The following is a 9,431-nucleotide window of genomic DNA, read 5'->3' as shown; positions in this document are numbered from 1 at the left end:
GGGCACGGACGGCGCGGCCAGCTCCGCCGGCTCGTCGACCGGGAGGCCGAGCGTCGGCCCGGCGGCCGGTGCGGGCGGCCCGTCCGGCTCCGCCGGCTGGGCGGCTGGGAGGGCGTTCGCGGTCGATTCGGCCGGCAAGCCGGTCACAGCCGGCGCGACCGGTGTGGCTGCCTTCGCCGGCACGGCCTCTTCGGCGAATGCCGCCGGTCGGTCCGACGTGGCTGGCTCCGCCGGCTGGGCGGCCAGCGTGGCCGGTTCGGCCTTCGCAGCCGGTGCGGCATTCGCGGCGGGTGCGGCCGGACTGGTCGGTGCGGGCGGCCCGACGGGCACGGCCTTCCTCACCGACTCGGCCGGCTCGGCGGCCGGTAGGCCCTTCGCGGATCGTGCGGCCGGTGCGGGCAGACTGCCCGGCACGGCTGCCTTGGCAGGCAGGCCGTTCGTCGACACGGCCGGCTCCGCCGACACGGCTGGCTCCGCCGGCTGGGTGGACGGTTGGGGTTTCGCGGCCGGTGCGGGCGGACTACTCGGTGCGGGCAGCCTGACCGGCTCCGCCGGCTCGGCGGGCGGTCCGACCGGTTCCGCAGCCTCAGGCGTCGGCACGGGCGTCGGCTTCGTGGCCGCCTTGGCCGCCTTGGCCGCCTTGGCCGCCGCGGTCCTAGCGGGCCGCATGGGGGGAGCCGGTGGTGAGGAGGACGCGGGCGGTGTGCAGGCCGGCGGACCGTAGGTCGGCCGGGGTCGTCGCGGCGTACAGCGCGTCGCGGCCGGCGGCGCGCAGGTGGTCGAGGATGGCGGGGAACGTCGCCGGCGGGGCGGCGGCGGCCGCGGCCGGGGCGGTCACGGCGATGGCGCCGGGCGCCAGGTCGCCGAGCAGCGGGTCGCCGGTGTCCGCCGACTCGCCGGTCTCCGCTTCGAGTTGGACCGCGCCGAGCAGGTCCCGCAGCGCGGCGGCCGCCGCCGCGGCGGCCGACAACCCGCAGCCGACCGCCCAGCGGGCGCCCGCCGCGCCGCGCTCGCGCGCCAGCACCGCGTGGGCGCCGGAGCGCTCGTCCTCGCCGAGGTCGAGCAGCTCGACCTCGACGCCCAGCGTGCCGGCGGTGCGGCGCAGGAACACCGACTCGGCGTCGTCGTCGGCCGGTTGGATCGGTTCGACCGGCCGCACCGTCGTGGCGCCGCGCACCGCCCGCAGCAGCGCGTCGTGGGCCAGCGCCGAGAGCAGCGCGTGCCCGGCAGCCTCGCCCGGGGCCGCGCCGGCGCCCGCGCCGGTCGCGCCGCGCGCCACCGGCAGGTCGCGGTTGTGCGGGCCGAAGGGCCGCAGCGCGGCGGCCGGCACCGCCGTCTCCTCCTTGGTGAGCAGCGAGACCGCCACGGACCAGGCGGCGACCGGCCCGGCGCCGCCCACCGTCAGCGCCTCGGGGCCGACCGTCGGCAGCCCGCCGTGGCCCCCGTCGGGCAGCGTCTCGGCCGGCACCACGTGGTCGACGTAGGCGACGGCGGCGGCCCGCAGTCCGCGCTGCCTGGCCCCCGCCAGGTGGTGCACGTCGAACGCGGCGATCAGCCGGGTGCCGGCGGCGCCGAGCGGCGCCGCGACCCGGGACACCTTGAGCGGGGTCTGGGTCAGGCCCTCGTCGTCCCAGCGGGTGAACACCCCGGCGTGCGGCCTGACCAGCGCGGTGCTGATCCGGTTCAGCTCCGCCACCAGGTCCTCGGCGTCCCGCGCGGACTCCACCGTCACGGTGCGGGCCACCGTCAACTCCGGCGGGACGACCGCCGGTTCGGGCGGCGCCGCGCAGCGGCGGCAGCGCGGGTGCGGGCGCAGCGGCTCGGCCGTGACGTCGAGCGAGTCCAGGTCCTGGACGAGGAGTTGGCCGTCCGTCTCGGCGGGCAGCGCGCCGGTGGCGGTGCGGAAGATCTCGTAGCCGAGGAGGTTGCCGATCATGGCGGCCACCGGGCCGGCCAGCGGCCCGCCGGCCGGCCCCTCGCCCGGGGCGGCGCCCTCGGCGAGTTCGCTCCACAGCTCGGCGGCCGAGGCGGGGTCCAGGTTGGTGCCGAACCGCAGCAGCGCGCAGCCAGGGCAGCCGGCGCGGCCCGCCTCGGCGCGCGGCCCGACGATCGCCCGCTCGCCGAACGTCCAGGCGGGTATCAGCAGTTGGTCGGCCGGCAGGCCGGCGGCCAGCAGCCGGGTGGCGCGGGCCAGCGCGTCGGCGCCGGCGACCACCACCACGTCGTAGCCGGCGGTGTTCCCGTCCTCGACGGTGCCGAGCCGCACCTGGCAGCCCGCCTCGGCCAGCTCCCGCGCCTCCGCCTCGGCGGCCGGCGTGGCGGTCTCGGCGTCGACGGCGGCGATGCCGTTGCGCACCAGGCTGAGCACGCACCACTCCGCGACCTCGCCCGCGCCGAGCACGGCGACCGACGTCTCGCGGAAGCGGCGGAAGCGCGCCTCGGCCCGGTCCACGTAGTGGTCGACGTAGGCGATCTGCTCGGCGAACCGCTCGGCCACGGCGGCCGGCAGTCCGGCGTTCGGCGCCGGCTCGGCGTCGCGCGCGAAGTCCCGCTCCAGCAGCGAGCCGACCAGCGAGGCCACCATCGCGCGCTGCTGCTCGCCGAGTCCGGCGCAGATCTCGGCCAGCGGCCGCGAGCCGTCCAGGTGCGGCACGATCAGCGAGGCGAACCGGTACGCGGTCTTCCCGGCCAGGTGGAAGCCGCCGTCGGCGTTGTGGAAGAGCACCCCGCCCGGCGTCCGCGTGAACAACACGTCCCGCCGGATGCGCGGCCGGATCCCGGCCACTCCGTCAAACGCTGTCGCCATCCCCGTCACACCCTCTGTCTCGGTCTCTCGCTCGGTCTGTGATCCGGTCCGTGATCTGGTCTGTGATCCGCTCGGTCCCCGCCGGTGTCGCCGTCCGGCCGGTCCGGCGGCTCGCCCGGCCGCGCCCGGTCGCCCCGCGGTCTCGCGTAGACCCGCAGCAGCCCGTGCAGCCGGTAGGGTCCAGGCGGGCCGTCCTCCAACAGGCCGGCGTCCACCAGCCGTTCGAGCACCCCGTCGGCCTCCGGCTCGGACAGCCCGAGCACCCGGGCCGCCTCCGCAGGGCCGAACCTGGCCGACGGCAGGCCGCCGAGGGCCAGCAACGCCTCGGCAAGCGCCGGCTCCAGGCGCTCCAGCGCGCCGCGCACCACGCGCGGCACGGACATCAGCGGCGCGTCGGGCAGCGAGAGCCTGGCGAGCGGGTCGGCGGCGATCCAGCAGAGGCCGTCGGCCAGGCTCAGCGCCGGCCTGGTGAGCAGCCGGGCCGCGGCGATCACCAGCGCCAGCGGATGGTGCCCGCAGGCGGCGGCCAGCGCGTCCGTCGCGTCGGGTTCGGCCGTCACCCGGTCCTCGCCGAGCACGGCGGCCAGCAACTCCCGTGACTCGTCCGGCCGGAACGTGTCGAGTCGGCGGACCCGGCCGCCGTGCGTGGCGACCAGGCCGGCGAGCCCCATCCGGCTGGTGACGATGACGGCGTGGTCGCCGGTGCCGGGCAGCAGCCGCCGCACCTGGGCCGGGTCCGTCACGTCGTCGAGCACCAGCAGCGCCCGTGGGCCGCCGCCGCGCTGGAACCCCGGTAGCGCGGCGGCGAGTTCGTCGTCGACCTCGGCGGCCTGGCGCGGCCGGCCCTCCTGGTCGGTGAGGTGCAGCAGCAGCCGGCCGCCGGGGAACTCGTCCCCGGTCAGGTGCGCCACCTGCTGGGCCAGCGAGGTCTTGCCGATCCCCGGCGCCCCGCAGACCAGTTCGAGCAACGGGCGGCCCGCGGTCCTCCGCAGCCGCTCGGTGAGCGCCGCCACCTCGGCGGCCCGCCCGGTGAACCACGGCACCGCGGGCGGCTCGGGACGCGTCGACAGCTCGACCCGCGCCGGCGCCGGGGCCACGGCCCGCAGCTCCTCGCCACGCAGGATGGCCAGTTCGAGCCGTTGCAGCGCGGCGGACGGGTCGACGCCGAGCGCCTGCCGCAGGAAGCCCTTGAACCCGCGGTACTCGGCCAGCGCCTCGCTCTGCCGCCCCGTGCGGTACAGGCCCTCGATCAACTGCTCACGGAACCGGCCGTGTCCCGGGTGGGCGCGGGTCAGGCTCCACAGCTCGACGACGGCCTGCCCGCAGTGGCCGAGCTCCAGGTGCAGGTCGCAGACCCGCTCCACCACCCGCAGCCGCTCCTCGAGCAGCCGCGGCACCTCGTCGCGGTGCATCAGCTCGGAGCGCACGTTGGCCAGCAGCGATCCCTGCCACAGGCCCAACGCGTCGCGCAGCATGCCGAGTTCGGCGTCCGGGCCGGCGTCGGACCGCTCGGCGGCGCGGATCCGCTCGCGGAAGTCGACCAGGTCGAGCGACCTGGCGTCCGCGGTGATCCGGTAGCCGCCAGGCACCGCCTCGATGGGCGTGTCCAGCACCCCGTGCTTGGCGAAGAGCCGCCGCAGCCGCAGCACACACGTCTGCAACGAGGCCCGGGCCGTCGCCGGTTGCTCGTCACCCCAGATCATCCGCTGCAGGTACTCGGCCGACACCAGTGTGTTGGACCGCAGCAGCAGCGCCGCCAACAGGTTGCTCGGCTTGGACGGCTGGAGCACCACGGTCTCCACGCCGTCCGTCAGGCTCAACGGACCGAGGAGCTGGAACCGCACCCCCGCTACCCCCGTCTTCGCGAGGTCGGAAGGGGCGGCGTCGGACGGGTGGGAAGGGCCATCCGTATCCTCCTGCGAAGCCACCTGAACCTACGGGAGACCGCCAAACGACCCGAACGCTACCCGCGTTGACTGGCCGGAAGGGAACCTTCCGCTGTCCGAATGTTGCAGCCACATGGACAGCTTGTTGCCAGCCCCGGCGGCATACCGCGCCCCACCTGAGCCGGGTCCGGCCGCGGGAGGAACGGGCGTCGGGAGCGCCCGAACCGGGGCCGCCGAGCGGGATGTACCTCCATCAGGTGATATGCCGACAGATAGCGGCACGTACCGGTGCCGCGAACTATGCTGAACGTGCCCGTTGTCGGCCCCCGGCGTGCCTCGCGGAAGGGGCCGGCGGAAGGGGGCGGCGGAGGGGATCGGTGGGGCGGATGGGCGGTCCTTCGAGGGTCCTGGTCACCGGGGGCAGCGGCTTCCTCGGCGCCGAGATCTGTCGCCGCCTGGCCGCCCGCGGCACCGACACCGTCTCGTTCAGCCGCCACCCGAGCGCCGCCTTGGCCCAGCTCGGCGTCCGGCAGTTCCAGGGCGACCTCGCCGATCCCGCCGCCGTGGCCAGGGCCCTCGCCGGCTGCGACGCCGTGATCCACAGCGCGGCCCTCGTCGGGGTCAGCGGCCCCCCGCGCCCCTACCTGGCCACCAACGTGGACGGCACCCGGCACCTCGTCGAGCAGTGCCGCGCCCAGGAGGTGCGCACCCTGGTCCACACCTCCACCGCCTGCGTCGTCCTCGGCCCCGGCGGGCTGGCGAACGCGGACGAGTCCACCCCCGCTCCCCGCCGCCGGCTGGCCGCCTACCCCCGGTCCAAGGCGGCGGCCGAGGCCCTGGTCCTCGCGGCCGACGGCCCGGGGCTCGCCACCGTCGCGCTGCGCCCGCACCTGATCTGGGGCCCGGGCGACCCCCACCTCCTCCCCACCCTCACCCGCGCGGTGCGCGGCCGCCGGATCCCCATGCCGGGCGACGGCGGCAACCTGGTGGACACCACCCATGTCCGCACCGCCGCCCACGCCCATCTGCTCGCCCTCGACCTGCTCCACGGCGGCCATCCCGTGGGCGGCCGCGCCTACTTCGTCGCCCAGGGCGAGCCCGTTCCGCTGCGCGCCCTCACCAGCCTGCTGCTGGGCGCCACCGGCCGCCGGGCCGAGTGGCTGGCCCTGCCGCCCCGCCTGGTCCACGCCGCCGCGGCCGCCCGTGAGGCGGCCGACCGGCTCACCGGCGCCGCCGGCACCCACCGGCCGAGCCGCTTCCTGGTGGCCAGGCTGACCCACCCCGCCTGGTTCGACCTCACGGCCGCCAGGCGGGACCTGGGCTTCCGGCCGCCGATCGGCCTGGTGGACGGCATCGGCGAGCTGATGTCCGCCGCCGGCGGGCCCGGGTGGTGAGCCGGCCCCGCCCCCCAGTCGTCTCGGATATGGAGAAAGCGTTGCGAATGGCGCAATCGCGGCGGGATGGTGGTGACGACCCAGCCCTGTCGCCCTGTCGCCCTGTCGCCCCGAGGAGCACCCCATGGCCACGCCGTCGCCCACCCCGTCAGGACCCGTCGGCGTCGTCCGCGTGCTCACCAGCGACGACGCGGCGTTCGTCGAGACCCACGGCCGGGTGCTCGCCGAGGCGTACGGCCTGGACACGTTCTCCCGCTGCATCCCCGACCAGCCGCACGGGATCCACGACGCGGAGTCGGAGCGCCGCGCCGAGCCCAGGATCGTCGCGCTCGCCGAGGAGATGGTCACGGACGGGGCCGGGGCGATCGTCATCAGCTGCGCCGCCGACCCGGCGCTTGAGCTCGTGCGGCGGGCCGTGCGCGTCCCGGTGATCGGCGCCGGCTCGGCGGCCGCCGGCGTCGCGCTCGGCCTCGGCACCCGGGTGGGCGTCATCGGCATCACCGAGGGCGCCCCGCCGGCCGTGCGGTCGCTGCTCGGCGAGCGGTTCGTCGGCGCCGAGCGCCCCGAGGGCGTGCGCCGCACCACCGACCTGCTGGAGCCCGAGGGGCGGCGGGTCACCATGGAGTCGGCCGAGCGGCTGGTCGCCGGCGGCGCCGACGTGCTGCTGCTGGCCTGCACCGGGCTGACCACCATCGGCATCGGCCCCGAGCTGCGGGAGCGGTTCGGCGTGCCCGTGGTGGACGCGGTGCTCGCGGCCGGCCTGTTGGCGTCGTTCGTCTGACGCCGCGCGCCGCCTCGGCGTACGTTTCACCCGTGAGGGTGAGAACGCGCCGGGGGCGCGGTCGTCGTGCGCCCCATTCCCCTAGCGTGCTCGCACGGTTCGACGGACCGTGCTCGCACGGTTCGACGGGGAGGGGTGGGCAAGGCTGTGGCAGCGAGGGAGCGGCCCGAGACCAGGATGTCGGCCCGGGCCGGCGGCGCGGCCCGGGTGTACGCCGCCGGGCGGGACCAGCACATCCACCACGCGCCGCCCCCGCCGCCGCCCAGCCCCGCGCTCCGCACGCTCCCCCGCGACGTGCCCGCGTTCACCGGCCGCCGCGCCGAGGCCGCGCGGCTGCTGTCCGCGGCCGACGGGGTCACCGACCAGGCCGGGCAGGCGAGTTACCCCATCCACACCGTCGACGGGATGCCGGGCGTCGGCAAGACCGCCCTCGTGGTGCACGTGGCGCAGCGGCTGGCCGAGCACTTCCCCGACGGTCAGCTGTTCCTCCGGCTGCACGCCCACACCCCGGGGCGACGCCCGGTGCCGGCGGCCGACGCGCTGGCCCAACTCCTGCTCGGGGTAGGGGTCGACCCCAGAAGCCTCCCCGAGGGGGTCGACGCCAGGGCCGCCCTCTGGCGGGACTGGCTCGCCGGCCGGCGAGCGCTGCTCGTGCTGGACGACGCCGCCGACCAGGCCCAGCTCGACCCCCTGTTACCCGGCGCGCCCGGTTGCCTGGTGCTGGTCACCAGCCGCCGCCGGCTCGCCGCCCTCGACGGCGCGACGCCGCTCTCCCTCGAACCGCCGCCGCCCGACGAAGCGGCCCTCCTGTTCACGCGCCTCGCGCATCGGCCGCCGGGCACCGCGACCCCCGGTGACGCCGCCGCCGTCGCCGAGTTGGTGGCGCTGAGCGGCCGGCTGCCGCTCGCCCTGGTGCTGCTCGCCGGCCGGCTCGCCCACCAACCGCACGCGAGCCTCCCCGAGTTCGCCGCGCGGTTCGCCGCCGCCACGGACCGGCTCGGCGAACTGGTCGCCGGGGACCGCGCGGTGCGGGCCGCCTTCGACATGTCCTACGCGGGCCTGCCGCCCGAACGGCGCCTGGTCTTCCGGGCCCTCGGCCTCCACCCGGGGCCCGAGACCGACCCGCACGCCACCGCCGCCCTGGTGGACCTCACCCCGGCCCGGGCCCGCGCCGCGCTGGAGGCGCTGCACGCCGACCACCTCGTCGACGCGCCGGCCCCCGGGCGCTACCGGCCGCACGACCTCCTCCGCGGCTACGCCCGCGTCCTGGCGGAACACGACCCGCCGGCCGACCGGGCCGCGGCCGTCGACCGGCTGCTCGACCACTACCGGCACGTGGCGCGGGCCGCCGACCGCCTGCTGCCCGACGTGCCGCACCCCGAGACCGCCACCCCCACCACCGAACCCGCCACCGCCCGCGACGTCGTGCCCGAACTGCCGGACTCACGCCGGGCGTTGGCGTGGATGCGGGCCGAACGCGGCAACCTCGTCGCCTGCGTCGGCCACGCGGCCGCCACCGGCCGGTACGCCACGGCCGTCGAACTCACCGCCGCCCTGGCCGCGTTCCTCCGCCGACAGGGCCCGTTCGACGAGGCCGCCGGCCTACAGGAGAGCGCCGCCGCCATCGCCCGGCTCACGGGCGACCGCCTCGGCGAGGCCGGCGCCGTCTGGGACCTCGGCAGGACCCGGTACCTGACCGGCGACGTCCCGCTGGCGATCGGGCTGCTGCGGCGGGCGCTCGGCCACTACCGCGCCCTGGGCGAGCGGCTCGGCGAGGCCGGGGTGCTCCGCGACCTCGGCAGGCTCTGCTACCTGGCCGGCGACCGGGCGGCCGCCGTCGAGGCGTTGGAGCGCGCGCCCCGCCTCTACGGCGAGCTGGGCAACGTGGTGGGGGAGGCCGGGGCCTGGTGGCAACTGGGCTGGCTGCGCGCGGCACTCGGCGACCACCGGGCGGCCGTCGAGCCGCTGGAACGGGCCCTCGACGGCTACCGGGCGCTGGGCGACGCGATGGGGGAGGGGGCGGCGCTGTGGCAGCTCGGGTGGATGCGCGCCGTGGCGGGCGACCACCGGGCGGCCACCGAACTCCTGGACCGCGCCCGCGCGTTGTACCGGGAGCAGGGCAACCGGATCGGGGAGGCGAACGCCCTGCGGCGGCTCGGCCGGGTCCGCCGGCTCGCCGGCGACCTGCCCGCCGCGCGCCGACTCGCCGACGAGGCCCTGGAGTCGTTCCGCGACCTCGGCAACCCGCAGGGCGAGGCGAGCGCGCTGCACGATCTGGGGCGGCTTGCCATCCTGACCGGGGAGCACCGGGCCGCCGACGAACTGCTGCGCGACGCGCTCGCCAGGTTCCGCGATCTCGGCGACCGGCAGGCCGAGTCCGAGGCGTTGAACAGCGTCGGCGACCTGCTGGCCGCCACCGGGTCCGCGGGCGAGGCGCTCGCCAGCTACCGGCGGGCCCTCGACCTGGCCCGCCGGGTGAGCAGCCCGCTCGACGCGGCGCACGCGCTGGAGGGCACGGGCCGCTGCCAGGCGCGGCTCGGCGACGAGCGCGCCGCGCGGGCGGC

Annotated in this window: 5 protein-coding genes and 1 pseudogene; 3 read left to right on the top strand and 3 right to left on the bottom strand. The window is 77.4% G+C overall.

Going from position 1 to position 9,431, the window contains the following annotated elements; all coding sequences use genetic code 11:
* The 3 genes and pseudogenes from ACYVPE_RS37970 to ACYVPE_RS37960 form a co-directional block, all read right to left on the bottom strand.
* Positions 1–447, bottom strand: a pseudogene (locus ACYVPE_RS37970) (hypothetical protein); the annotation flags it as partial.
* A 208-nt stretch (positions 448–655) separates the two neighbouring features.
* The gene (locus ACYVPE_RS37965; protein WP_461038401.1) at positions 656–2,806 is read right to left on the bottom strand and encodes a TOMM precursor leader peptide-binding protein; all 2,151 of its coding nucleotides are present in this window, start codon (positions 2,804–2,806) and stop codon (positions 656–658) included.
* A 5-nt stretch (positions 2,807–2,811) separates the two neighbouring features.
* Entirely contained in the window at positions 2,812–4,650 is a 1,839-nt protein-coding gene (locus ACYVPE_RS37960; protein WP_461038400.1) for an AfsR/SARP family transcriptional regulator, read from the bottom strand.
* Positions 4,651–5,078: 428 nt separating this feature from the next.
* Between ACYVPE_RS37960 and ACYVPE_RS37955 the strand changes: the two genes are divergently transcribed.
* The 3 genes from ACYVPE_RS37955 to ACYVPE_RS37945 form a co-directional block, all read left to right on the top strand.
* Positions 5,079–6,086 carry an NAD-dependent epimerase/dehydratase family protein gene (locus ACYVPE_RS37955; RefSeq protein WP_461038399.1) on the top strand — a complete coding sequence of 336 codons (1,008 nt, stop codon included), beginning with the start codon at positions 5,079–5,081 and terminating at the stop codon, positions 6,084–6,086.
* A 124-nt stretch (positions 6,087–6,210) separates the two neighbouring features.
* Complete coding sequence (locus tag ACYVPE_RS37950) at positions 6,211–6,867, top strand: aspartate/glutamate racemase family protein (protein WP_461038398.1); 657 nt, start codon at positions 6,211–6,213, stop codon at positions 6,865–6,867.
* A 147-nt stretch (positions 6,868–7,014) separates the two neighbouring features.
* Positions 7,015–9,431, top strand: a 2,417-nt coding sequence (locus ACYVPE_RS37945; protein WP_461038397.1) for an ATP-binding protein, incomplete at its 3' end; no start/stop codon positions are given.

Source organism: Streptomyces mayteni (assembly GCF_054783955.1).
Note: the sequence above shows the minus strand (reverse complement) of the source record. Positions and strands in the feature narration are given on the sequence as shown.

Bases quoted from the DNA above. Each gene is read 5' to 3' on its own strand.
- ACYVPE_RS37955 (WP_461038399.1), top strand. From the start codon at position 5,079: ATGGGCGGTCCTTCGAGGGTCCTGGTCACCGGGGGCAGCGGCTTCCTC.
- ACYVPE_RS37950 (WP_461038398.1), top strand. From the start codon at position 6,211: ATGGCCACGCCGTCGCCCACCCCGTCAGGACCCGTCGGCGTCGTCCGC.
- ACYVPE_RS37965 (WP_461038401.1), bottom strand. From the start codon at position 2,806: ATGGCGACAGCGTTTGACGGAGTGGCCGGGATCCGGCCGCGCATCCGG.